A 25,307-nucleotide genomic window follows, 5' to 3' on the forward strand; every position below is an offset into this window, starting at 1 on the left:
AAGAAACCTTGTCCAATAACAGGCCAAAGAAATCTGTATTCCTTTACTTTCGATCAGATAAAGGTAAATCAACTCCCCAAAAGCGAGAACAGGAATCGGAACGAATACAGCATATGGAGGTGGTTGTACCGGACAGGAAACAAGAGTGGTTAAACTGAGATATGCTCCGGCAGTTCCCGTAGCCAACATCAGTTGTACGACAAAAGTATAGCTACTGAAAGATGATATATACATAAACAAAAACGGATACACAATAATAGTGCAGGCGGCAAGGGAAACAATAGTATACCGTATGCCCCTTTCCATTTTTTGGTAGATATCTCCCAATTCATTTAACATATCATAAGACAGATCAAGTTAGACAATAATAGTGTTTGATTCCTGTGCAAAGATACAAATAACAACCGAATGGATAAAAAATAAACAAACAATAAGAAAATGGCAAACGAAGGATATTCCATACTGGATGTCATCAATGACGAATACGGTGTCATCCTTACCAGAAACGGCTGCGTGTCTGTAGCGTTCCGCATGTACAATCCGGAATGCTACAGCCTGCACCGTACCGACCTGGAGGAGCGCAACGCGCGTCTCTACCAGGCGTTCAAACACCTGCCCTCCGGCAGCTTCGTGCACAAGCAGGACGTGTTCCTTAAAAGGGAGTACGTTCATGAGCTGGAAGGGGACAGCTTCATCGACAAGGCGGAACAGAGGCATTTCTCCGGCCGTGAGTATCTGGAACATGACTGTCTTCTGATATTCACCCTGTCCGGCCTGTCCTCCCTGGCAGCCTCGTACAATGCCAACCCGTTCTCCTACCGGGAGAGGCTGCATGTGTCCGACCGGGAGAAACTCACCGAATTTCTGGAGGGGGTGAACTCCGCCATTGGTGTGATAAACAGTATCAGGGACACCCGTCTGGAAAGGATGGCCGCCGCCAGCCTAAGGGAGTATGTCATCCGGTACATCAACTTCTTCCCCCGGGCTGACTGCGACCGTGACATCCATTTCTCCGGAGAGATCACCGTCGACCGGGAGAAAGCGCGTTGCTATACCGTCTGTGACGGTGACTATCTGCCTGACCGCACCGTCAGAAGCGATGTGGAGGACACCACACTGCCCGTGTCCGGATGCAGCCTGTACATGGCGGAACTGGAAGGCCTGGGCGTGCACCTGCACTGCAACCATGCGGTCAACCAGATCCTCTATTTCGAGGGCTCGGAGAAACTTTATGAAGAGTTCTCCCGCCGTGTGGCGGTCTACCGCACCAACAAGGGATGGGACAGGGCCATGCTGGAGCCGAAGGCGGACGAGCTCGAGAACATGCAGAAGGAGATCATGGAGGAGAGGCAGCTCCTCTGCCGTGCCAATTTTTCCGTCATGATATGGGATGACAGCCCGGAACTGCTGGACCGGGCCGAGAAGAAGCTGCGGGAATACCTGACCGTCTCGGACTTCAAATTCTATATACCGTCCTACGAGCATCTGGCCAACATATACCTGGCTTCGGTTCCCGGACAGGAGAAAGGGCTTGACAGCGGTTTCCTGTTCCTGACCCCGCTTTCCCTCGCGCTCTGTCTGTTCATCAACTACACGACATTCACCCCGGATGAGGAAGGGGTGTATTTCAATGACCGTATTTATCAGATACCTTTGAAAAAGGATATCTGGGACGCGAAGAAAAAACGCATACCGGCCCGCAACGGCATCGTGGTGGCATCCACCGGCGGCGGCAAGTCCGTGCTGACACTGAATATCGTGCAGCAGCTCATCGAGCAGGGCTATATCGTGGTGGTGGTGGAGTTCGGGTACTCTTTCGGACAGCTCTGCAAGCTTTATCCTGAAATCTCGCTGCATGTGGACTATGACGGGGAGACACCGCTGGGCCTGAATCCCTTCGATCTGGAGGGCCGTTCCCTTGACAACAACAAGATAGAGGTGCTATCGGGTATCGTGCAGCGTTTCTGGCGCCGCATGTTCGGGAAGGACGAGGAGGAGCAGTCCGTAGCCCTCACAAAATTCATCCAGGATTATTACACCACCTGCCTGCCGCCCCATTCCTTTCCCTCTTTCTACCGCCACGTGACGGAGCATTATGAGGATATCTGCCGGCGGAAGGACGTAGACCCCAATTATTTTGACCTGTCCTCCTTCCGCCTCATATGCAGCGAGTTCCTTCCCGGTGAACGGTATGCCAATGTATGCAGGACCGACGGAGTGCCCGATTTCGGGAACAGGCGGCTGGTCGTGTTCGAGCTGACGCAGATCAAACAGGACAAGTTCCTCTCCGACCTGGTCATGGCCCTGATCTTCGACGTGATTCATGACAAGATCCTTTCCGACCGGACCAGAAGGGGGATGATCATTTTTGACGAGTATGCCGAGACGGCGCAGATGAAGTCCAGAGGCGAGGATATCAGCATACATTCCGCAGTCGCCTTCTGCTACCAGAAGATACGCAAGGAGAACGGTGCGGTGATGACCATCGTCCAGAGTCCCGACCAGCTTCCCGATGACGAATTTACCAAAGGCATGATCACCAACACCCAGCTGCTGTACATCCTTCCCACAACGGATGTGGTATACAGGGCCGTGGAGAAAAGGTTCGAGATGGGGGGCGACCCCGCCCAGTGCAACATGATGCGGTCCATCCGCAACGACTTTTCCGGGGAGCGTCCGCATTCCGAGTGCTTCATCCGCTTCACCGGCGGCCAGGGGAGGTATGCGGTGGTGGTGCGCAACGAACTGAGCCGGGAGAAGTTCCTCGCCTTCCAGACCGACGGGGAGACATGGGCTGAGATTGACGGCTATTCCAGGACCATGCCGATGGAGGAAGCGATAGGCAGATACATGGAGAGACACCCGTCAAAGGACAGGAAATGAAAGGAGACCGTATGGAAAAAGGATTAAAGGGATACAGGCCGCTTCTGCTTCTGCTCCTGTGCGGCGGAATGACCTTGAAGGCTGCCGCACAGGCGGCGATTACCGACCCTCTCAACACCGCCCAGAGCACACTGACCGCGGGAAATACCGCTGCAACGGTGAAACAGGTGACGGAATCGGTGAACAGACTCCAGACCGCCCTGGACTATGTCCAGAAGGTGTCCGCCACCGTCAGACGCGCACGGATGTTCACGGACCTGATAGACCGGCAGAACCGGTTGAACAGCAACTGCCTCAGGACGCTGGAAGAGGCGGAGAAGATGGACATGAAGGGGCTGCCGGGCATCACTTCGGCCGTGCAGGACGTGGTGGCGAACAACGCCGCCATCATCTCCCTGACCATGGACATACTCGGCAGTGACCTGAAAATGAACGACAGCGGACGGATAAAGCATCTGAGGAAGTGTCTGGAAAAGCTGAGGGAGCAGGAGGCGGGACTGTCCGCCATCCGTCAGACCATCTCCCGTACACGGACAATCAGACGGAATTTGGGACTTGTAACAAAATAGGAATCAGAACAAAGGAGGAATATCATGAGATTGCTTTCAATTTTTTTCTTTTTTACAGGAATGTCGCTGCATTGCGTGACGGCGGGAGCCCAGTGGGTGGTCACCGACCCCGGCAATACGGCACAGGGAATCATCAATGCCGCCAATACGGCCAGTACGGTGAAGCAGACGGTGGAACAGGTGAACAGGCTCCAGACCGCCCTGGACTATGTCCAGAAGGTGTCCGCCACCGTCAGACGCGCACGGATGTTCACGGACCTGATAGACCGGCAGAACCGGTTGAACAGCAACTGCCTCAGGACGCTGGAAGAGGCGGAGAAGATGGACATGAAGGGGCTGCCGGGCATCACTTCGGCCGTGCAGGACGTGGTGGCGAACAACGCCGCCATCATCTCCCTGACCGGGGATATACTCAGCAGTGACCTGAAAATGAACGACAGCGAACGGATGGAGCAGCTCGACGGATGTCTTCAGGAAGTCCGTCGCCAGGAGGCTTCACTGGGCACCATCAGACAGATCATGTCACATACGCGTACCATCAGACGGAATTTGGGACTTGTAACGGAATAGGAATATGGCATCAATAACAGAAATATCGGTCGAGCATATCCACAATGCTTATGAAAGTATCCGGGGGAACATCGCCGTGGAAGCCTTCTATGCGGTAGTGACGGGATTCATGGCTGTCACGCTCATCCACCGTCTGTATACGGTATACCGGGAGGTACAGTCCAACGAGGACGGCACGCCCACCATGAAGGATTACATGAACCTGGTGTGGCAGTATGTATTCTGCATAGCCGCCGTCGCACTGTTCCCCGTGCTGCTGGAAGCCCTGGAAACGGTGTTCGGCAAACTGATGGACGATCTGCAGGCCGGATTCGGCGGAAAGGTCTATGATGTGGCCGACCTGTTCCAGAAGCCGATAATCGCACAGTTCGAGAAACAGTTCAGCGACATGTCGGTAATGGACGTTGCCGGCGTGTTGCTCAATCCGGTCGGCAGTTCGTTCGATTATCTGCTGGCGTATGTGGCCGGCGTCATAGCCGCCCCTTTCTACATGTACGCGCAGACCCTGTTCATAGTCGGCAGATACATGTTCCTGCTCCTGCTGGAACTTATATCCCCTGTGGCGATAGCCTGTTTCTACAACGAGAGTACCCGGACGTATTTCCATACGTGGTGCAAGAACCTGCTGGTCTGTTATCTGATGGTACCGGCCTTCATCCTTGCCAGCAAGTTTTCGGACGCCATCGTCTGCGAGTATGTCATGAACACCTCGTGGAATGTCGTCCTGCAGGTGTTGTTTTCCCTTGCGTTGAAACTGTCCCTGCTGGCGATTGTGAGAGGCAGGATCCATAACCTTTTTTAAAACAACGGAAGAATATGAAAATGGATATAAAGAATATGGTGAGGGACTTCGCCTCACTGGGAGAGGCCAAGAAGCGGTCCTCCGTCTATGTCAAGGCGGTCAGCCTGTTGTGTGCGGCCATCGTCGCCCTGGTGCTGTTCTTCATGAACATGACCGTCCGCGGAGTGACGGACAGGATCCTTGTCGTGAATACCGGCGGAGAGTTCCTGCAATTGAAGTCCATGGAAACGGACAAGTTATACGAGACCCTGTTGAAGGCCCACTGCAACGCGGTGGCCTATTATGTAAACTCTTTCGACAGGATGAGCATCTCCGGAAACCAGGCGCAGGCCGTGTTTCTGGTGGAGAAATCCGAGCTGAACGCCATCTGGAACAAATACCTGAACGACCGCGCCTATGCCGACGCGGCGGACAGGGGTGTCATCTACAAGTGCGTGTTTGAGAAGCTGCACAGGGTCGGGATACGTGATGACGGTTACAACGTGCTGTTCACCTCCATCCTGTCCATCCATGATGCCGGCGGGGTCAAACGTATAAGGATATACAGCCGGGGCGACGCCATACGCACCACCCCGTCCTATCCGGAGAATGTGACAGGCTTCTTCTTCCGGAACTATACACAGGAATACGAGCTGTTGGATAGCTCGGATGGAAACAAAGAAAGGAATTGAATAAAACAGAAGAACATGAAGAAGACTCAAGTAATCATTGTCAGCGTGTTCGGGTTACTTGTCCTTCTTGTCATCTGGACAATCTCCGCGATGAAAGGAAAGGAAGAGAATCAGAACACCGTCCGTCTTAGCACGGACAACAAGGATGTGACCATTACGGATGTGAAGGCCCAGCTCGAGCGTACCCCCCTGCGCAAGCAGGCGGAGGGACAGGGCGGGGACAATCCGGTGGACATAGAGCGTATGCGTCAACTCATCATCAACAGTGAGATGCCGCCGGAAGAGGAATACGGGCGGAAGGCGGATACCGCCTCCTATATCCTTCCCACACAAGAGAACCTGGACAGTATCACCCGTGAACTGCGGAAGAAGAAAAAAAGGAAACAGGAGAAAAAGAAGGTGGAGAAGAAGGAAGAGACAAAGGAAGCCCCTGAGGCAAGGACAAGATTCAACACGGTCGCCTTGCACAAGAGCAGCAGGCGGAACGCCATCCGCGCGTACGTGCATTCCGACCAGGTCGTGATGGCCGGATCCACGCTGAAGATGCGTCTGGGTGAGGACTGTCTCACCGATGACGGCCGTCGGGTGAGGAAGGACTCGCCGGTGTACGGGGAAGTGAGGAAGATAGACGGCGAAAGGGTCATTGTGGAGATCAGGACAGTCAATGTGGGCGGCAATATCCTTCCGTTTAAAAAAGAAGTATATTCTTCTGACGCAATGGAAGGTATCTATGTACCGGGGAACGCAAAGGCGGAAATCAACAAGGATGCCACGGCCGGGGCGGTGGACGGGACAAATCCGCAGATAACCGGAGGCCTGGACATGGGCAGCCAGCTTATTGCCGGAGGCGTGAACGGTGTGGTGAACGCCACCAAGCAGGCCGCAAGCAAGAATATCAAGAAAGTGAAGGTCACCATCAAGACCAACTATGCCGTGTTTCTGATGGAGAAAAAAGAACCGGGGGAAAGCTGACCGGAAACGGCATATTGAAACATTAAAATGGTGTGTATTCACGCCACGAACAGTCAGGGCAAAGAAGTGATGAAAAGGCATCTGTGGATGAGAAGCAAAAGTCCCGGATAATGGTCCGGAACCTGAAAAGTAAACAATAAATAAAAACAAAAATTATACAATGGAAACCATACAGGAAATTATAGATACAATAAAACAATGGCCGGCCACAATATGGTGGGTTATGGGAGCTCTTTTCATTATCCCCCGGTTTTGGGATACTCCACCGAGAAAGAAACGAAATAAAGATAAAATGACGGATGATAAGAATAACGACTTAAAAAGTTCAAATATGACTGATAAAAAAGAATTTGGAGGCAACCTGATGGAAGAAGGTGTCATCATGTGGGCCATATTTACCAAAGAGGGGAAAGCAGCCCTGCGTATGGATTACGAAGTACATCCCGAGAATGGAAAAGTCGGCTATGGAAGGTTGTTGTCCCCTGATGTATCCGTACTGCATGAAATCCTCACACCGGATGATGCTGACAGGTTTCTTTCCCTTCCTGAATACGGGATTTCGATACGGATCAGGATGCGCCTACGATATCAGGGAACTGAGGACAGGGTAGTAAAGCAATCGGAGTATGAGCCGGAAATGTGCTTTCCCGTGTGGATAGTGCCACAGGAGAACGGACAGGTCAGCCTATACCTTGAGGAACCATCCATAAACCAATGCGCTATTCAGGATATAACCGGATTACCGGGAGTGCCTGATTTGCAGCCGGACGGTGTACCCGTAAGGGGCGAAATGCTGATACGACGAGCAAGTCCTCTTGGGGAGTTTCCCCGAATATTCGAGTGTCTGGAAAAGAGAACAAACAGAAAAAGCGACCTGATGAAAGAAGGTGTGCTTGTGTGGATTATGTTCACCGCAGAGGAGAAAACCGTCCTGTATGCGAATGACCGGATACATTTTGCAGAGGATGGAAAATATGTTCCGGGACAGCTACTCTCCCCCGATATCTCCGCCTTTCATCAGGTTTATGACTGGGATGAACAGTATCTGCAGATTCGTTCAAGCCCCGAAGTTTCAGTACGGTATCGGATACGGCTCCGTTATCCGGGAGCAGACGATACCGGTATAGAAAGATCGGAATATGAACCGGAAGCATGTTTCCCCGCATGGATCGTAAAGGAGAAGGCCGGTCAAACCAGCCTGTATTTGCAAGAGCCTTCTACCGGACAATGCTTCATTCCGGATATGGGTGGATTACCGGGTCTGCCGGAACTACAACCGGATGACATACCCGTCAGGGTCGAAATGCTGATACGCCAGGCCCACTGTATTTTCGACACGGTAGATCCGACCTTTCTGAAAGCCAGAAGGAACAGCACTAAGGAAAGAGAAAAATACGCGGATCTTCCACCTTCTTATGCCGAAATCCTCAGAAAGATAGATGCCGAAAGGGAAAAAGAGGGACACCGGCCACACATAAACCCAATAGTGTCCACTCCGCCTGTTTATATCGAATTATCTCGAATTACTTGATGGGGCACCCGAAGATATGGAAAAGACCGGAATGCCATACTGAGTATGTTCATAAAATTCACATCCTACTAAACGGGGCTTGTATTCAAGGATTACGTTCTCCAAGCGCATGGTTTTATGCTTATGTTTACAGAGGAATATCATATGTGTTACCTCATAAATATTATTAGAAAACAACTCCCGTTTTTTTTGGCGGATGGTCGTCATGATAGTCGGATCTATTATATATTCTCCGATAGTGAGCCAGACATGATGGGACATGGTAGGTACCCTATGCCCAAATTGGGCGAGGAGCTGCCTTCTCGTGGCAGACCATATCTTATTCCCGTTAAGCCGGCAATCACCAGATGTGACAATCGAATCAATGTTGTATTGGCTTTTTAGTCTGTCATGAATTTCCATGCATACTATATTACACCTGAATGCAATATTGGATTCTCCTTGTTCCTCGATATAATCAACTATACAAGAGAATACTTCCGGCAAGTCATTGGCATTCAAGGTGTCTTTGTCAACTGGAAAACGCACATCGGGAAGTTTGAATTGATGACCAAAATTACGGACAGTAAAATCATAGGCTCCTTCAAGAGAGGCTGTGTAGCTCCGGCTGAAGTGAATCCGTATGAAGTTTTTAAGACGTATAAAAAGAGAATTTATTTTTCTGTACATGTTAGATATTTTTTTATGAAGCCGCAAAAATATAGAATTAATCATATGAGACCAAACAGAATTTACATCACAGGAATACTTCTCCTGTTTGCTTTTTTATCAGGAAGAGCCCAGCAGCCCCGTATTGACGAGCTGGAGTGCAGAAACCTGAAGATCGGTTATGAGAAGACGCTCCATATGATATTCCCCACTCCCGTGAAATACCTGAACATGGGGGATGAGAACATCATAGGGGAAGTCATACAGGTATGTCCGTCCGTCATCCGGCTGAAATCAACGGTAAGGGATTTCAAAGGAGAGACCAACCTGTCGGTTGTTACGGAGGACAGCAGGTATTACACCTATTGCATATCCTTCGACGAGGGAGCGCAGGCTGTCTACAAGGAGGGCGGTACCATGCCGGAAACGGCGGTTCTTCCGGTTTCTGACGAGAAACTGACCCATGTGATCTATCCGGAAAAAATCGTGTATGTGGATTTCGGAAACACCACCGTACAGGTGGAGAAAGCGGAGAATGTGAACAATATTGTCGCACTCAGGGCCGTGTCGCCGTTTGCCCTGCAGACCAACCTTACAGCCATCACCGAAAGCGGCAGGTTCTATACGTTTGACCTGCGGTATGCGCCCGGATGTGAGAGATTTTCCTTCATTGTGGACAAACAGGACACCAAAAAGAAGCAGGTGGCCATACTGGAGGGAAGAGAGCGGAATACCCGGCAGAAAGCACTGCTTGAAAAAGAGATATCACGGAGGCCGAAGCTGCTGACCAATATAAGGGACGAGGTGGCCGGCATGAGATTCTGCGTGACCAATATCTTTGTGGACAATGATATCCTGCTGTTCCGCTTCGGGCTGCACAACCGTTCCCAGATCGGCTATACCATAGACTTCATCCGTTTTTATATACAGGATGCGAAAAAACGGAAAAAGACCGCCGTCCAGCAGCTGGAGCAGCAGCCCCTCTTCTCTTTCAACCGTCCGGAGGAGGTGGCTGCGCTTTCCTCATGTGACTTTACGGTCGCCCTTCCGAAATTCACCATACCGGACAAGAAGGTGCTCATCATAGAGATACAGGAGAGAAACGGGGGAAGACATTTCTATTACAAATTGAAGAACAAACAGCTGATCAATGCGGAGATACTGTTCCCGGAGATTGTAGGAAAACCATAAAGGATACCACATGATAACGAAACTAGTTCTGTTCCTATGCCTCTTCTGTCCGGTACCTGATAAGGAAAGGGCCATATTGGAGGACGCACTCTCCCGGTGTTCCAGTCTTGAGCGCATCGGGGAGATCATGGACATCGTGGAGAGGCATCATCTGGAATACAGGATACCGGTACATCCCCCTGTACACCGGTTCCACCGTATCAGTTCCGCCTACGGATGGAGGAGCGACCCGGTTACCGGACAGCGCAGGTTCCATTCAGGAGTGGATATTGCGGCGGAACTTGCATCGACCGTGCATGCCGCAGCTGATGGAAAGGTCATATACTCAGGAAGAAAGGGAGGATATGGATACTGTGTGATGATACGCCATGCCTATGGCTTTGTGACCCTGTACGGGCACTTGTCCGCCTGTTATGTTCCGGAAGGGGAAGAGGTCAGGAGTGGCAAAGTGATCGGATTCATCGGATCAAGCGGAAAAAGCACGGGAAACCATCTGCATTATGAAGTGAGAAAGTACGGAAGGCCGGTCAGGCCATACATCAGAAAAAGAAGAGGATTATGAGAATACTGGACTACATGGAAAGATTACAGACACTGACCCGTCTGCTGAAAAAAGAACATACAGGAAGTGCCGCGAAAATAGCGAAGGAAATGGGCGTACATCGCAATACAATCATTAATTACTTCTTAGAGCTCCGGGCCATGGGTGCAGAGATTGAATATGACAATGAACGAAATACATATTATTTCAAGAAATCTTTTGATATCCAACTGAAAATTAAAATTTAGTGAAGGGCAGCACAAAAAGGTTGTGCTGCTTCCCACTTACATTTGCATATTAAAAACTATCAAAATAAAATTTATGAAAACAAATCATTTACATTACATTGTGCTGCTGGCAACCATCTTCTTAGGCTGCTCATGCAGTGAAGAAATTGAAAAAGAGCTCACAACCGGAAAGACCGCGGTGACTATCGAGGTTGACGGAGAAGAGGATGCGGACTCACGTACCGTATCGTTTACCGGTGGTACCGCTTATGGAGAGGGACTTTATGATGGTGAAGAAAAACCCACGGTAGGTGCTGAAGCCTCTGACGGATATGAGATAGACTATTTCTACGGGGGACCGTCAGCTGAACCAAAAAGGTACAATTATACAGGCAGTGGAAGTTCCGTATCATATAAAGTTCCTCTTGGTGGCGAGGACCACCATTTCAAGTGCAAGTTCAAGGAAAAGAAACGCACTTTGACCCTGACTGCCAATCCGACCTCCGGAGGAACTGTTACCGGAGGGGGAACATACAAAGTAAAAACCAATATCCCCATCACCGCTGTTGCAAAATCCGGATACACATTTTCCGGATGGACTGTGACTAAAGGAGATGCAAAAATTATGAATGCCTCCTCAGCCAGCACCACTGTGCAGTTGCAAAGTTCGAACAGTACTTTGCAGGCGAACTTTACAAAAGCCGGTAAAACGTTCTATTTCTCCATCCGGACGGGAAGAGGCAAACTGGATGTCTTTGATGAACGTGGTGAAACCACATTGCTGCCATCCGCTTCAGAAATAGTGTTGAATCTTTCACCGGATGATGAAAATTTGGATCGAGGTGGTTACCTGATATCTCCAGAGCCGGAATCCGGCTGGAAATATGGAGAGGATGAATGGTATGTGAATGGTAACGGGATACCCTCCGGACAATACGGTCAATATTTATTTACGTACAACGATTACAGCCGTTATCCTGATGGAACCAGATTCGTATACGATTTCAAAGCGGACAATCCTATAAAGGTGACTATACAGACCGGCATGTGGAGTAACAGTTCTTTCTCCTTGTATACGCACGGTGATTTCAGAATTGGCTTTTCTGCTACCGGTCTGAGTTCCGGCCAGCAAACCCGTGAGTTCTCATATGGAGACCGTGTGACAATATATGCGGATGGTGCGGATTACGCCGTGCCGGGAGAAGGTGACCGCTGGAGATATAACTATCTGAGAGGTTTCTTTACTACCGGATGGCAGGCTTTGGACGATCTTGGGGAATACTCCCAGACATCAGCCGGTTCATATTCATTTACAGCGACAAAGGATATAACTATTAACATTGTATTCATGCCCACTATCAGATAAATACAAGGGGCTGTCTTAAAAGAATGACTTGACAGCCTCTTGTTATAATAGCCTTTATCTTGTCATACAAAATAAAAAAGGACCTGTTACAGAAATTAATGTGCAACAGATTTTGGCTTTACGCACAAAATAGGCAGGATTCCTGCCTATTTATAAGTGTGGAAACATTCTACATCAGACCACACTATATGAGGAATATTTCCATTTGTTACATAGTAAAAAAAACGACAATTAATTGATAATCAGAATAAATATTCTTTTGGCATGGGAATTGCCCTATCATTATCGTAAAACAATAACCATTAAAAATATAAGATTATGAAAAAATTTTTTGTTGCAGTAGCATTGGTAATGGGATTAGGAACAACAGTGGCATTTGCCGAAAATTTGACTTCAGGTGTTGAAACAGTCATGGCAGTAAATGATTTCACCCCTATTGAAGTGAAAGACCTTCCGGCAGCGGTAACGGAAGCAATCGCCAAAAATTTTGCGGAATCAACCGTCAAGGAAGCGGCGGTGGAAGCGGCAGAGGATGGCAGCAAGACCTATCAGGTTGTTCTGACAGACAAGGAGGGAGCTGAAAGTACGGTGTTCTTCAATGAGAAAGGTGAAATACTGAAATAATATATTTTGCGTCTTTCTTGATAAAGAACTGAATTTGCCCTCATAAGAAGAGAACAGTTCTTATCAAAAGATACAGGGTCTTTATAAATAATTTCATTCATAAAGATTGTCGTTTTTTACTAATATTGAACCGTTTTTACAGGAGCAACTGTCCGAGATGAACAGTTGCTCTTTTTAATTTTTATGTTGCCGTTCATAACTGCCAGTACATTGTGAAAATCTATTTTAGAACAATTTTTTGATATATTCCGGCCAGGGACTCTGTATCAAGTTCTTCTATATCTATTATATATAAGGTATCCGTCACATATATTTCGGTTTCACCCAAAAACACATATATTGCATCAAAAAACCAATTTTCCCCTTTAACCGTCATATCTATTTTGATATCATTCCGTATTCTACAGACCTTTCTTATTTTATCAATCAGATCAGCTTTATCCATGTTGCCCAATTTATTTTTTAACGATACAAAGATAATTGATTTTTTAACTTGCTAAAATGTGATTTCAAACAAGATTCAAATCATTTGAACTGGACGGTCCGGTACCATATCTGAACCGTCCAGTTCCTGATGTACATCGCCATGTGCGGACATCCATACGGCAAATAACTGGCATACGATTTATAACAGACGGTATATATTATTTCTGGAATCGGGCGGTATAAACAGTGGCATCCCCTTGTGTGGTGATCTCATAAGTATAGGAGGTAGACACCTGTTTTTCGCTGCCATTATAAAATACATACCATCCCAGCCAGCGTCCCTCTCCATTGATATAGTCAGGAAGGTCCTTGACAGTGAGAACCGCCTTCTGCCGTCCTGTAATGGTAAAACTTCTGATGCCGGATGCTGTATTCAATGTTGTTTTATTACCGTCTATATTCACTTCAATACTTCCGGAAGAGATGAAACCGGCTGGTGATTCGGCACTGATATTGAATGTCAGCGAGGGCTCCGCCGTAGCTTTCATCACAAACTTGCCTGTTATATACCGTACCCTGTCCGGAGTATCAGATGGGGTGAATGTGTATACCTCCGCTGTTGACAGCAACGTGCCATTCTCATACCATCCTGCAAAATCCACTTTTTCTGACTGATAACGTATGCTGAGTTCTATAGTTTCACCATACCGGGCCTTGTAAGTCTGGTTGTTGTATCCTTCATAAATGTCATCATAGTTACTGGATGATGATATGCATAATGCGGAAGAGGTATCTTCTGGAGGATTGACCACTCCTATGGTGTACTGATAATCTTTGGAGGCTGTAAAGTTCGCCTGCAAAGTACTGTTCGGACTGTCAGAATGTAATATTAGATTTCTGAAATGTCCTCATTGGATGATTTTACATTTCTAACAAATTCCATCCCCCTGATAAAATTCTCCGTGAGATTCTTTTTTTCCTCGATTTCCTGTTCCATCCGTTTTATGGATGTCCGGAAGAAAAAATCTATCAGAAATTCATCTGTACGCTCTTTTTTGATATATTTTAAGGCGGTGATATACTCCTCTCTCTGCGAACCGGGGATTATCAGCAGCGGCTGTTCTTTTTTGAGCAATATAAAATTGGACATCAGACGTCCCAGACGACCGTTTCCGTCCCGGAAGGGATGCAGATATTCATAAAATCCATGAAATCTTGCCGCGATGATCATCGGATGGATCTTCCCGGAGTCCAGGACCTGCTGGGTGCTTTGCAACAGGCGGGGGACCTGCTTTATCAGCTGCTCATGGTCCCCAAATATCGTATCACCGGCACACATGTCCACTGTTGTATATTCTCCCGGGTTGGACGGTATTTCATCGTATTGGGTCTTGTAAGAGAGGGTATGTTCCGTCAGCAGCCGGTGGGTTTCCTTCAGGAGTTCCTCGGTCAGCGGCCTGTTCAAATTCTTCAGAAGATATTCATAAGCCTGGAAATGATCCAGGATTTCAAATGCCTCCAGCAAGGTCTTGCCTTTGGGGATCATGCCCAGCCCTTTTTCTTTCAAGGTGCGGGTCTCGTCCACTGAAAAACTGTTCCCCTCTATAGCACAGCTATGCGCCGAGAATAGAATTTCATTGTATTCTATAAAATCTTTCCTGCTCAGCTTCTCAGATACAAGTTCCTTGTACCGGTTCACTAAAATATCATATCGGGAAATCAACTTGTCCTCCATATCAGTACCATTTTTTGCAAAGATACTAAATCTGACCAATATAACCCTGCATTCTATATGTAATTCCTTGATAAAAGTGTGATATCATTACTTTCCCCGCCCTACTGGTAGAACAATGGTAGAAAATAGAAAAAACATAACAAAACTCAAGATAAAACACCGGAACGGAGCGATTGCAAGACCGTCTGTCCGTACTTTCTCTCCTTCAAAAGGGTGGAGAAAACATTTTCTACCGGAATTCTACCCTGTTCCCGGCCAGCCCAAAAGCGGCAAGAGCACAATCTTTTTATTGTATGTTTTTTACCATGTTCCTGTGATAGGAAAAGAGGTGCTTCAAAACTAAAATGACAGCTCCGAAAAGTTACGGTTACTAATTATAACGCTTAAAAGGACCATATCAGACTCTTCATCGAGTTATGATACGATCCTTTCTTTAATCTTTTCAGGATGCTCAAATTTCAAATTACAGGTTCATATTATCAAGGACTGAGCTCTGATACGCCTCTTTTCGGTACTACCAGCGCATGGACTCCCTGATGGCTGCTACCATCAGCCGGACTATTCCGGCTATCAATACAAACCCGATGAATTTCAGGACGGGTCCCAGAAGTCTCATCCTCACCAGCACCACGAGTGCCGCCAGTTGGAGCAATCCCGCCGCAGCCATGATCATTGCAGGCTGCTGCAGAAGCTCCCCGAAGTCTCCGTCCTGTATAGTCCGGACAACCTGCGGCCATCCTTCCTGCAGCCTCCCTGCCAGGCTGTCAAACAGTTCATGCCATTCCATTTTTCCTGCTTTTGAAGGTTAATATATTACTGTTTCCTACTCCAGCTTTCCGGATCGATATAGAGATAATTGAACGCTTCATCCATTTTTGCGTACTCGGAACCCGGATAGTTCCGGTTGAACAGGTATTCTGTGTCACACCGCAAAAGCTTCCACTCACTGCTTCCTTCTTCCCGATAATACAAATGTACCATTGGAGTGCAATAACCAACACCGCTAACAGGATCTCTCGGCTCTTTTCTCTGGACCGGGAACTTGCAGGATACTATCCCTTTCCAAAAACGTACTCCTGCCGCTATGTCAACAGTGCAGCTTCCCAGTTCATCGCACCATTCATAGTCATCAATCTTGTTCTCCTTTTTGGCACTCGGTCTGTAGGAGTTGGATTCCAGTTTAAACTCCCTCTCCCATACAACCTTTACAGTCCCTTTCATGGCTTTCCTGCTTTTGTTTGAAAGCGTATAGACTATATTGAACCAGTCATTATCAGGAACAGGATATGCCAGAAACGTATTGCATTTTTGGTTCTCCAATGTTATCATACGAAGTGCCGGTATATCAGTGGCCGGTCTCACCTCATACATCCATTCCCCGTCATTGGAATTCTGATCGTATCCGTAAGGCTTGAACCAGGTTGACTCCCCGTTCTTTTTGAACAGCACTGCCAGCCGGTATGTCCCCGGCACAGCCTGCACATAACAATACTTGCAGTATCCGTCCCATGCACCGTTTCCGCATTTGATATCAAACGGCTGGTACTGTTCCACAATCCTGTTCCCATCCATCAGCACGAACCGTGCCTGTCCGGCGAAGTCTTCCCCACCTCCACGGTTTCTATACCGCAAAAAGAATCCCCAGACCTTACCCTCACCGGTATAGGTGTCATAGCCATATCCCGTATAATTCGGCCGTATATAAATCCTGTCCGTCCCGCAATTCCTCATGACAATCCGGTCGGTCTTTCCGAAAGTGCTCCAATACTCCTCATCCATCGGCACATGGTCCACGTCCACCTCACAGTTATAACCGGATTTCATATTCAGAGTGTAAGTATAGATCATGCCGGGATTCCACACATGGGTAGGCGGCAGGGCATAGGTGAAATCCCTCCCGTCCACATGTACATTGACAGTGATACCCTCAGCCGTACCCACAGGCATCAGGATCGCCTCCACATATACCGGAGAGGCATCGTCCAGTGTGTAGTTCCCTCCGGCCTTATATTCTCCGGGCTGTCCTGCCGGAAGGAGCTTTCCGGACGTGACATCCATGGACGCAGACAGCCTTACACCTCCAAAAGTGACCGCATCCACCATCCCGTCACCTGTATAATCATTCTTTTTTATCAGGATCCTGACCAGGGAGAGAGCATGCTTCATCACAAGGGCCGCGCTCGGCTTCTCAACGCTTACCCCTCCTTCTCCATACATATAATCCTCCTGTGTCGTGATGTCCACAGGTATGGCGGTCATGTCCGTATATTGTACATTATAAGGATAGTAGGCGGACACTTTCTGCTCAGCCGTCACCTCCACCTGTTTTCCGGCTTTCCACCGCCTGCCGTCAAAAGTGAAGGGTATGTTCACATCCCCTGCTGCTGTCACTCCCAGGCAATGCCCCTCCTTCCAGTTCTCCACCACGGCCCTCTGTTCCTGCATGTTCTCGATGATAGGGGCGATGCCGAGGTACACCTTTCCCGTATCCGGCTCTTCCGGGTTTCCGGGATTTTCCGGCTCCACTACGGGAGGAACCGGGGCCGGCAGCGGTTCCTCATCCCGGCAGGAACATGTCATGCACGCCATGACCGCCATCAACAAATATCCGAATGTCTTCATTTTCTTCATTTTTATGTTCTTTATTCTTTCTCCACTCTCTCGAAGAACTCCCGTATGGCCTGTGCTATGACCTGCTTCTCCTTCATTCCGGCGTCAACAGCGTATTTCTTCACCTTGCGGTGCAGTTCCAACGGATACTCCAGTGAGGTTCTGGCCAGTGCTTCCCCTTTCTTCCCCTCCTCCGGAGTGGAGTGTGTGGGACGGTTTGGTGTCCCGCCCTGCAGAATCTCGTCAATTCCAATAAATTTTCCCATATTCTTTTTTACTTTTATTTGTTGTCAACCATATTCAATCTGGACAGGATCTCCCGGGTAAGGGACCGGTAGTCCGCCGCTCCACTGCTGTTCCTGCTGTAAGATACGACATCCGTCTTTCTGCCCATGGACTCTGCCACCCTGATGGAACGGCTGATGACCGTGGAAAAGACCGTTTCCCCGTACTGTTTCCGCATCGCTTCCAATATCTCCGCATGCAATGTAGTCCTTCTGTCATACTGTGTCACCAGCATGCCGAGCAGGTTCAGTTCCCTGTTGATCTTCCTCCGTATTACAGCAACCGTATCCAGGATGGAAACCAGACCATATAAAGAAGCCACTTCCGGCTGCACCGGTATAATCAGGTCGGTGGCGGCCACAAGCGCGTTGACCGTGATCAGTCCGACGGCCGGCGGGCAGTCAAGGAGCACAAAATCGTACCCTTCATCCGTTCTGGCAGCCAGTTCTTTAAGGAAGTTTTCCCTCCCGTATTCGTTCTGCAGAAGATACTCCGCATCCGCCATTTTCCTGCATGACGGGCACAGGGATATATTCTCCTGCAACCGTATCCGTGGAAGCCGCGTTTCCTTGCCATCCACCGCACCCTGCAAGGCCGAGAAAACCGTTTCTTCCGGATCTGTCACCCCCAAAGCCGAGGTCAGAGTGGCTTGCGGATCCAAATCAGCAAGAAGGACCTTGTATCCTTTTCGTGCCAGTTCGAACCCCACATTGGTAGTGGTAGTAGTCTTGCCAACTCCACCCTTCTGATTATGGACTGCTATAATTTTCACCATATCTATTTGTTTTTTAGTGTGTTACGAAGTTAAGGAAAATAATTCTCTTTTCCAATATTTTGATGTTTTAATGCTTTAATATTTATATATTTTAACACTAAAATATTTTGATACCATGATCTCCCATAACGAAGGAACTTTCATTTCTTTTTTCAAAGGAAGACGGACCATACCGGAAGCCGCGGAAGGCTCTATAATGAACTTCATCCCAGGCCTCCTTTCACACAAAGCCGTAATGCCACCATGAACCAGGCCAGACAAATCAGAGCGGGAACCTGTGATACGAAAGATGCGCATATTAATGCAGAGAAAACAAAAGAGGCATGACCAAGCAGCAGGACCTGGCGGTTGGATACGCCCTCTTCAAGTACAGAAGAAAAGAATTGGTTTTTACGGTTCAGCCATAATTGAATAGCTGAAGATTTGCTTGCGACATTTATGTCGGGAGCAAAAATAGAAACTGTTTGTTTCATAACTGTAATGGTATTTGGCATTTTAGGCAGAAAAAAGAACGGCTGCCATTTCCCGTGTCGCCAAACACCATCACAGTCACTGCCAGAGCAGAATTGTAAATCGGGAAAGACAGCCGTAGCTTAGTATCTTTATCATTTTCATAAACTCATGAAAATGGTTATATATAGGCATAAAAAAAGCCCGACTATTTGTGAGCAATTAATCGCTGCCCAGCGACAATGAAACACATTGAATGGTATTTGGCACTGCAAATATACGAATAATACATTAAACTGCCAAAGAAAGAAAAGGGAAGATCTCTTTTTTTTGTAGAAATATGGATACAGCACAAAAAGGTTGTGCCGGTCCGCCCTTACATTTGTCCCATTAACCATAAAAAAATACACAATGGAAGAAATGGAATTGATACACAAGGTGGAAAACGGGGAATTGGACATGCTTGGTTATGTCATGCTCAACCCGGAATTGAAGGAACCGTTTTCGGACTATGCCCGGGGCAATGGCATCACCTGTCCCACAGCAGCGGATGCGGTGCGTTTTTTGAAGGAATACGAGGAAAGGCTTTATCAGGAACTGCTGCCATGAACGGGAAGGTACTGGAAAGATACGCGGAACTGATGATTGACAAGATCAGGCAGATGTCCGCCGGTGAATGGCAGAAGCCCTGGTTCACCCCCCGTACCGGCCTGCCACAGAACATATCAGGGCGTCCGTACAACAGCATGAACCGTCTTATGCTCTACATGGAGATGGACAGGATGGGATACACCCTCCCGGTATTCATGACCTTCCGTCAGCTGAAGGATGAGAACCTGATGGTCATAAAAGGATCGCACGCCCTTCCCGTGACTTTTTACGATATCACCGTGAAGCATAAGACGACGGGAGAAAAAATCAGCTTCGATGATTACAAAAGCCTCCCGGAACTTCAGAAGCAGGAATATAAGGTGACTCCCTTCATGAAACATTTCTATGTGTTCAACATAGACCAGACGGATTTCAAGGAAAAATATCCGGAGCGGTATGAGGACATGAGGGTCAGATTCTCCGGTCCTGCCGTAGCGGACAACGTAAAAGGAAACGGGAACCCCCGGCTGGATAAAATGATAAAGGAACAGAAATGGCTCTGTCCCATAGAACTGAAGGTGCAGGACAGGGCATATTACAGCCCGTCCCAAGACAGGATCGTTCTTCCGGCTCCGGGACAATTCAAGGACATGGAATCATTCCAGATGACCGCCCTTCACGAAATGGCCCACTCCACCGGGCATTCCTCACGACTGGACCGAGGGCTGCATCACCCGTTCGGAACGTGCGGATATGCCCGGGAGGAAATCATCGCCGAATTCACAGCTGCCGTCGCAGGCAGGGACCTGGGGATAGCCGTAACTCCGAGAAAGGAGAACGCACAGTATCTGAAAAGCTGGCTGTCAAATTTGAAGGAGGACCCCGGCTATGTCATGAGTGTGTTACGGGAGGCCGGCAAAGCATCCGCCATGATAGAGGAAAGTGTGGAAAAACAGCACACCCTGGCAGACACATCCGCCAGGGAAGAGGACGTATCCCCACTTCCCATAAAAGAAGAAGGAAACAACGAAACGGTTCCTTCCGGCATTCTCGATATGTATGACCGCTCGAAAGAACAATATCCGGATGCAATGGCCCTCATCCGTGTGGGGGATGAATACAAGGCATATAATCAGGATGCGGAAAGACTCCATGAGGTACTTGGCGTATGCGCAAGGAAAGCGGTGTCGGGAAAAGACGGCACGCCGGTCATGACAGCCTCGTTCCGTCACGTCGATCTGGATACGCATCTCCGTAGTATAATCAAGGCAGGCAGCAAGGTCACAATCAACCATTATGAGAAAGCAGCCGCGCCGGACAAGAGCATGACGACCCCTCTTCTTTTCAAGGGCGGCCGTCGTGAGATAGAGATCACATCCGCAGGCGCGGTCATACGTACCAACGGGAACCAATATGATGCGACCGGCATATTGAAGGGGCTGGAAAAAGCCGGAATAGATGTCAGGAACATATCCGGCAGCCAATGGGAAAGCATGTTACGGGGACGGGGAACCGTCCTGAACCCCGCAAAACAGAAAATGCTGTTCTCTATCCGGAAACAGCCCTCCGGCTACGGTGTGCGTATAGCGGACATCAGCGGAAAGATTTCCTCATCAGTTCAAAGAGAATTATGACAACCAAACGCTGAGCCACCGGCATGACGGGCATACATATATGAGAATAACAGATTTTTTTATAAGACGTGCCCAGCTCAGAGAACTGGGAAAAAACCCGCAATTGATCACCGCGGTCGAGAATCCGTCAGAGAAGATGCAGCTGGCCGCCGTCCGGCAGAATCCGGATCTGGTTTCGGTTCTGGACAATCCTACGGAGGAGGTACAGCTGGCCGCTGTCAGACAAAAGGCGGACTGTCTGCTCCAGCTCCGTGAGCCGACAGAAAAGGTCTGTCTGGCCGCCATAGCCGAAAATCCGGAAATGATACGCTATATCCATGAACCCACGGAAAAGATGCAGCTGCTGGTCGTCAGACGGAATCCGGAAATGATCACCCTTCTGGAAAATCCGTGCGAGAGGGCGCAGCTGCTGGCCGTGATGGCGGATCCCGGGCTGATCACCGCTATCGGCAGCCCTTCCGCAAACACGCAGCTCTCCGTTGTAAGGAAGGATCCGCACCTCATCCGGGAGATAAGCGTACCCGACTGGAAGGCCCAGCTGTATGCGGTCGGACAGGATCCGGAACTGATAAGGTTTATCAGCGAACCGGCGGAAAAAGTACAGCTGTCTGTCCTTAACGGGGACGCCTCCCTGATAAGACTCGTGAGAACCCCCACGGAAAAGGCACAGATGCTGGCCGTTGGCAGAAATTCCTCCCTGATAGGCCATATCAGGAATCCCACGGAGAAAGTCCAGCTGATGGCGGTGCATGACAGTCCGGCAAACATCCTGAGGATAAAGAACCCGTCCCGGCAGGCATACCTGTCATGTCTCGGTTCCGTCATGCCCGGAGGGACCGCAGGCATCCATTTCAAGGAGGACATTTCAGAAGCGGTAAAGAATCTTTTTACCAGGCTCGGGGAAATAGAGGAGAGATATGGAGAGCTTATGCGGGATGCCGGGCATATGGACACCTACGACGCCAGATACGAAGCGACGGAAAAGGCGGAAGCCTACCGTACAAGAAAAATTTCCGCGGCAGTCGGCACGTTCAGGAAAGAGGCGGTCCTGGAAACTTCCGCTGTTCCGGAAAAGACTGTTGCCATGGAGAAAACAGAGGCAACGGAGGCGCAACCGTCCTCCGGAGAAATGAGGTTCAAGGGCGGCCGCCGTGAACTGACCATAAGGAACGGAAGTGCGGTGCTCCGCACCAACGGGGAGAGTTTTGACGCGACGGATATCCTGAAAGGCATGAGCGCCCACGGGGTTGACATAGGCAGGGTATCCGGAAAGGCCATGAGCGAGATGTTGAAAGGCAACAAGACCGCTTTGCCCGGAGCATCGGGAAACTCGGTGTTCGCTATTGTCAAGGGACCGGCGGGCTACGGCCTGAAGGCCTTCCAGATCGCCAAACAGGTTCATTCGGCTGCCGCTCAGGAAATATGATCAAAGACTGAAGAAAAGAGAAGTATAAAGATGGGAAAAAATATATTGAAAAGATTGATTGACAATCTGTCCGGAGCAGATTTGCGGAGGGTGAGGAAAGATCCGATGGAGATAATGGGCATGGAACACCCGTCCGAGGCAGCCCAGCTGTATGTCGTCAGACAAAATCCGGAGATGATACAATTCATCGGCACGCCGTCTGAAAAGGTGCAGCTGGAGGTGGTCAGAAAGGACGCCTCCCTGATCATGCTTCTTGATGCGCCATCCGAGAAGGTACAGCTGGAAGCGGTCAGGAAGGACACAGGGGTGTTCCTGTATATCAACAAACCGACGGAGAAGGTAAAGTCCGAGGTGCTGAAGAGTGACAGCGGACAGATCATCTATATGGACAATCCGTCCGGAAACCTCCAGATGCAGGCTGTGGAGAGTGACTGCGGCTCCATCATATTCATTGAACATCCCACCGAGAAGGTTCAGATAAGGGCTGTCACGGCCGATCCGGAGCTTTTCATTTATATCGGATCCCCGACGGAAAAGGTCAGGTATGCGGCGGTCAGCGCATGTGCGGACAATATCATGTATATATCCAGACCGTCTGAAAAACTACAGATAAGTGCGGTGTCACAAGATTGTGAGACGGTCAGATATATAGAGGAACCCTGCGAGAAGGCGGTGATTGTCGCCCTGAAAGAAAATCCGGGATTGTTCATGTACATCCATAATTCCTCCCCATCCAGGGTGATCACAACCCTGGTTGAAAAGGATATGGAGAAAAAGAGAGAGGCGGGAAAACAGGAGAAAGGATGTCCGTGATGATGTGATGCGGCACTATGCGGAAGGGCTCGGCAAGGAGCTGGACGGAGCTCCTGAGTACCCGTTTCTTTTTTCAAAGGAAGGCATCCGGACATTTTAATGCTTTAATGTTTCGGTATTTTAATATTGGAATGTTTGGAATCTGCCATATTATTGGTAATTTTGCTGCAACAAACTTTGGTAAGGTCCAATATCCGATTTTAGCATCGTGCCGCTTATTGGAAAAACCGGATGGTTGGAAAATTATAATATGGGAAATTGGAGCGAACAACAGGAAGCAAATAAAGAACGGAAAGAAAAAGATAAAACCAGACGAGATAAACTCGCAGGATATTTTTTCAACCTTTCCCAACTGACTTTTGTTGCATTGGTATTAGGTGGTGTAACTCCACTATACACTAATATTGAAGTAGGAATAAATTGGTATATATTAGTAGCCGGAATTACACTGACCATAATTTTAGCCAATATTGGAAACTTAATTTTAAAATAACACAATATGGAAATGTTAGCAGCAATATTCACCGCAGGCATTATAGTAGCAGGAGCATTTTTGATTTGGCTCAAAACCAAATCTGGGAAGAAATGGCTCGCAAGCCTGTAAATAACCTGTACCCCTGCAAGGGGCACTGCTGCAGATGGGAAACCGATATCCGCAGCAGTACATGTTTCACCGGGAAGCGAACAGGGAGTTTACATCCTCCTCCGTCTCTTCCATTCCGAGCACCCTCTCGATATCTTTCAGTATTCCGGTATAATTGTCGGATATTTCTTTCTCCGTCCTGAACGCGACTACCGGCAGCGGTTCCTCCTCCAGTTCGAAGAGCCTGAACTTCTTCCTGAAATGCCCTTTGATATTGGAACGGTTTCCCATTCCGATAAATTCCTCCGGTTCCAATGAAGCGAAGTCCTTTGATTCATATATCTCTTCCTTTTGTGTGCTGATGGTCACGCTGGAATTACGGCCGCCACCGCTGCTGCCGGAACTGGTGGACTTCTTCTCCTTCTCGTATTTCCCGAAAAAGAGAGGGTAATATTTCAATGCCTCCACATCCTGTGTGCGGCCCAGAAAGATCCGCACGCTACATTTGTAAAGGGACGATCAGTACAGCAAGAAGCTATGAAAGAAACGGTAAGGAAAAAGACTAAGGATATGACAAAAAAACGTCAGAGATATGGAAGGACAGCTTTTCCTTTCCTATTTCCGTATTGTTTCATAAAGCAGCCCGCCTACGTCTATTCCAATATCAAACTTCTTAAACTTGTAGCGTGGTATGACTATTGGAACCACATCCCAACCTTTCTCCGGATTGTAATAATTTTGTATGCCGACTTCCATTTCCAACCGGTCTGTAAAATCATACCCGGCAGTAATGCCATATGTATTTCTATAAAAGCCATACTGGTAAGTCGGTGTATATGCTCCAAACGCTTTTAGTCTTAATCTTTCATTTGGGTGATAAATCATTGCGCCATAGATGCCAAAAGCCTGTCCGGTACTTTTGGGGAAGTAATATTTGGTGGCATTAACACCCAGTCGGGTTTCAAAATAATTGTTGAATTGATGATGAAACATTATTGAAGCCTCGTTTATCCGTCCTATTCCCGGCAGCGTGGCTTGTGAGCCACTGCCATAGAAATGAGAGAAAATATGTCCGCTTGTACTATAGTCCCCATAAAACATTGGAGTAGGATTAATGTAATATGGTGGTATATAGAAAGGTCTATCCGTTTTAAAATTTGTGTTGTCAATGGCTGTTTCTACGTCTTTCGCATTGGGATTGGGCAATAATAAATCTGTCTTATTGAACGGCATACGTGCTTTATCAGAGAGAATTCCTGAACTGTCATTTTTAAGTTTGATATGGTTCTCTCTGATGTTTTCTTGCCCGTTAGCTCCAAATGTAAACAGACAGAGCATCAATGTTATATATATGACTTTTACAAGTTGCATAAACTGATATGAT

At 48.3% G+C, this 25,307-nt stretch carries 28 protein-coding genes; 17 read left to right on the plus strand and 11 right to left on the minus strand.

Going from position 1 to position 25,307, the window contains the following annotated elements:
* The first annotated feature begins 438 nt into the window (after positions 1-438).
* The 7 genes from GKD17_RS20930 (at position 439) to GKD17_RS20960 (ending at position 7,998) form a co-directional block, all read left to right on the plus strand.
* A complete protein-coding gene (locus tag GKD17_RS20930) occupies positions 439-2,883 on the plus strand; it encodes a TraG/VirB4 family ATPase (protein WP_008669857.1) in 2,445 nt (814 codons plus the stop codon).
* A gap of 245 nt (positions 2,884-3,128) precedes the next feature.
* The gene (locus GKD17_RS23485; RefSeq protein WP_227194034.1) at positions 3,129-3,452 is read left to right on the plus strand and encodes a hypothetical protein; all 324 of its coding nucleotides are present in this window, start codon (positions 3,129-3,131) and stop codon (positions 3,450-3,452) included.
* Positions 3,453-3,476: 24 nt separating this feature from the next.
* On the plus strand, positions 3,477-4,022 hold the full coding sequence (locus GKD17_RS20940) for a DUF4141 domain-containing protein (RefSeq protein ID WP_008781675.1): 546 nt from the start codon (positions 3,477-3,479) through the stop codon (positions 4,020-4,022).
* A 4-nt stretch (positions 4,023-4,026) separates the two neighbouring features.
* Positions 4,027-4,824: a type IV secretion system protein gene (locus GKD17_RS20945; RefSeq protein ID WP_032939516.1), complete on the plus strand. Its 798-nt coding sequence runs from the start codon at positions 4,027-4,029 to the stop codon at positions 4,822-4,824.
* Between the two features lie 14 nt (positions 4,825-4,838).
* The gene (locus tag GKD17_RS20950; protein ID WP_007836033.1) at positions 4,839-5,495 is read left to right on the plus strand and encodes a hypothetical protein; all 657 of its coding nucleotides are present in this window, start codon (positions 4,839-4,841) and stop codon (positions 5,493-5,495) included.
* 15 nt (positions 5,496-5,510) lie between these two features.
* A complete protein-coding gene (gene traM / locus GKD17_RS20955; protein ID WP_007836042.1) occupies positions 5,511-6,467 on the plus strand; it encodes a conjugative transposon protein TraM in 957 nt (318 codons plus the stop codon).
* 160 nt (positions 6,468-6,627) lie between these two features.
* Entirely contained in the window at positions 6,628-7,998 is a 1,371-nt protein-coding gene (locus tag GKD17_RS20960) for a hypothetical protein (protein WP_007831423.1), read from the plus strand.
* On the opposite strand, the gene GKD17_RS20965 is transcribed toward GKD17_RS20960, so the two are convergent.
* Complete coding sequence (locus GKD17_RS20965) at positions 7,981-8,667, minus strand: hypothetical protein (RefSeq protein WP_008669851.1); 687 nt, start codon at positions 8,665-8,667, stop codon at positions 7,981-7,983. The genes GKD17_RS20960 and GKD17_RS20965 overlap by 18 nt on opposite strands.
* 45 nt (positions 8,668-8,712) lie before the next feature.
* Between GKD17_RS20965 and traN the strand changes: the two genes are divergently transcribed.
* The 5 genes from traN (at position 8,713) to GKD17_RS20990 (ending at position 12,595) form a co-directional block, all read left to right on the plus strand.
* On the plus strand, positions 8,713-9,837 hold the full coding sequence (traN, locus tag GKD17_RS20970; protein ID WP_008669849.1) for a conjugative transposon protein TraN: 1,125 nt from the start codon (positions 8,713-8,715) through the stop codon (positions 9,835-9,837).
* A gap of 10 nt (positions 9,838-9,847) precedes the next feature.
* Positions 9,848-10,399, plus strand: a complete 552-nt coding sequence (locus GKD17_RS20975; RefSeq protein WP_007836045.1) for a M23 family metallopeptidase — start codon at positions 9,848-9,850, stop codon at positions 10,397-10,399.
* Entirely contained in the window at positions 10,396-10,626 is a 231-nt protein-coding gene (locus tag GKD17_RS20980) for an HTH domain-containing protein (RefSeq protein WP_007839681.1), read from the plus strand. Before GKD17_RS20975 ends, GKD17_RS20980 begins: the two co-directional genes overlap by 4 nt.
* A gap of 73 nt (positions 10,627-10,699) precedes the next feature.
* Positions 10,700-11,971 carry an InlB B-repeat-containing protein gene (locus GKD17_RS23490; protein WP_221412998.1) on the plus strand — a complete coding sequence of 424 codons (1,272 nt, stop codon included), beginning with the start codon at positions 10,700-10,702 and terminating at the stop codon, positions 11,969-11,971.
* A 318-nt stretch (positions 11,972-12,289) separates the two neighbouring features.
* Positions 12,290-12,595, plus strand: a complete 306-nt coding sequence (locus tag GKD17_RS20990; protein WP_005841735.1) for a hypothetical protein — start codon at positions 12,290-12,292, stop codon at positions 12,593-12,595.
* Between the two features lie 220 nt (positions 12,596-12,815).
* Here the strand turns inward: GKD17_RS20990 and GKD17_RS20995 are convergent, their stop codons facing one another.
* From GKD17_RS20995 to GKD17_RS21030, 8 genes are all read right to left on the minus strand, one after another.
* Complete coding sequence (locus tag GKD17_RS20995) at positions 12,816-13,040, minus strand: hypothetical protein (RefSeq protein WP_117695223.1); 225 nt, start codon at positions 13,038-13,040, stop codon at positions 12,816-12,818.
* A gap of 199 nt (positions 13,041-13,239) precedes the next feature.
* On the minus strand, positions 13,240-13,881 hold the full coding sequence (locus GKD17_RS21000) for a hypothetical protein (RefSeq protein WP_007839217.1): 642 nt from the start codon (positions 13,879-13,881) through the stop codon (positions 13,240-13,242).
* Positions 13,882-13,910: 29 nt separating this feature from the next.
* Complete coding sequence (locus GKD17_RS21005; protein ID WP_170272844.1) at positions 13,911-14,756, minus strand: Fic family protein; 846 nt, start codon at positions 14,754-14,756, stop codon at positions 13,911-13,913.
* A gap of 479 nt (positions 14,757-15,235) precedes the next feature.
* Positions 15,236-15,493, minus strand: coding sequence for a hypothetical protein (locus tag GKD17_RS21010; protein WP_157442412.1), 258 nt, complete (start codon positions 15,491-15,493; stop codon positions 15,236-15,238).
* Between the two features lie 76 nt (positions 15,494-15,569).
* On the minus strand, positions 15,570-17,387 hold the full coding sequence (locus GKD17_RS21015) for a fimbrillin family protein (RefSeq protein ID WP_170272845.1): 1,818 nt from the start codon (positions 17,385-17,387) through the stop codon (positions 15,570-15,572).
* Between the two features lie 11 nt (positions 17,388-17,398).
* Positions 17,399-17,632 carry a hypothetical protein gene (locus GKD17_RS21020; RefSeq protein WP_007836052.1) on the minus strand — a complete coding sequence of 78 codons (234 nt, stop codon included), beginning with the start codon at positions 17,630-17,632 and terminating at the stop codon, positions 17,399-17,401.
* Positions 17,633-17,646: 14 nt separating this feature from the next.
* Positions 17,647-18,426, minus strand: coding sequence for a ParA family protein (locus GKD17_RS21025; RefSeq protein WP_170272846.1), 780 nt, complete (start codon positions 18,424-18,426; stop codon positions 17,647-17,649).
* Positions 18,427-18,629: 203 nt separating this feature from the next.
* Positions 18,630-18,899, minus strand: a complete 270-nt coding sequence (locus GKD17_RS21030) for a hypothetical protein (protein ID WP_005841749.1) — start codon at positions 18,897-18,899, stop codon at positions 18,630-18,632.
* Positions 18,900-19,287: 388 nt separating this feature from the next.
* Between GKD17_RS21030 and GKD17_RS21035 the strand changes: the two genes are divergently transcribed.
* The 5 genes from GKD17_RS21035 to GKD17_RS21055 all read left to right on the plus strand — a co-directional run bounded on the left by GKD17_RS21035 (position 19,288) and on the right by GKD17_RS21055 (position 23,833).
* A complete protein-coding gene (locus tag GKD17_RS21035) occupies positions 19,288-19,485 on the plus strand; it encodes a hypothetical protein (RefSeq protein ID WP_005841751.1) in 198 nt (65 codons plus the stop codon).
* On the plus strand, positions 19,482-21,101 hold the full coding sequence (locus GKD17_RS21040; RefSeq protein WP_170272847.1) for a zincin-like metallopeptidase domain-containing protein: 1,620 nt from the start codon (positions 19,482-19,484) through the stop codon (positions 21,099-21,101). The genes GKD17_RS21035 and GKD17_RS21040 overlap by 4 nt, the downstream gene beginning before the upstream one ends.
* A 40-nt stretch (positions 21,102-21,141) precedes the next feature.
* A complete protein-coding gene (locus GKD17_RS21045; protein WP_170272848.1) occupies positions 21,142-22,527 on the plus strand; it encodes a hypothetical protein in 1,386 nt (461 codons plus the stop codon).
* A gap of 30 nt (positions 22,528-22,557) precedes the next feature.
* Complete coding sequence (locus GKD17_RS21050; protein WP_032953425.1) at positions 22,558-23,340, plus strand: hypothetical protein; 783 nt, start codon at positions 22,558-22,560, stop codon at positions 23,338-23,340.
* A 235-nt stretch (positions 23,341-23,575) separates the two neighbouring features.
* Positions 23,576-23,833, plus strand: coding sequence for a hypothetical protein (locus tag GKD17_RS21055; protein ID WP_229508213.1), 258 nt, complete (start codon positions 23,576-23,578; stop codon positions 23,831-23,833).
* Between the two features lie 177 nt (positions 23,834-24,010).
* Here GKD17_RS21055 and GKD17_RS21060 read toward each other — a convergent pair whose 3' ends face one another.
* Both GKD17_RS21060 and GKD17_RS21065 read right to left on the minus strand, forming a co-directional pair.
* A complete protein-coding gene (locus tag GKD17_RS21060; protein WP_007833653.1) occupies positions 24,011-24,421 on the minus strand; it encodes a hypothetical protein in 411 nt (136 codons plus the stop codon).
* A 117-nt stretch (positions 24,422-24,538) separates the two neighbouring features.
* Positions 24,539-25,294 (minus strand): hypothetical protein, encoded by a 756-nt coding sequence (locus GKD17_RS21065; RefSeq protein WP_007833654.1) that lies wholly within the window; start codon positions 25,292-25,294, stop codon positions 24,539-24,541.
* Positions 25,295-25,307: the final 13 nt, after the last annotated feature.

Origin of the sequence: Phocaeicola dorei (assembly GCF_013009555.1) — a bacterium.
GTDB lineage: Bacteria > Bacteroidota > Bacteroidia > Bacteroidales > Bacteroidaceae > Phocaeicola > Phocaeicola dorei.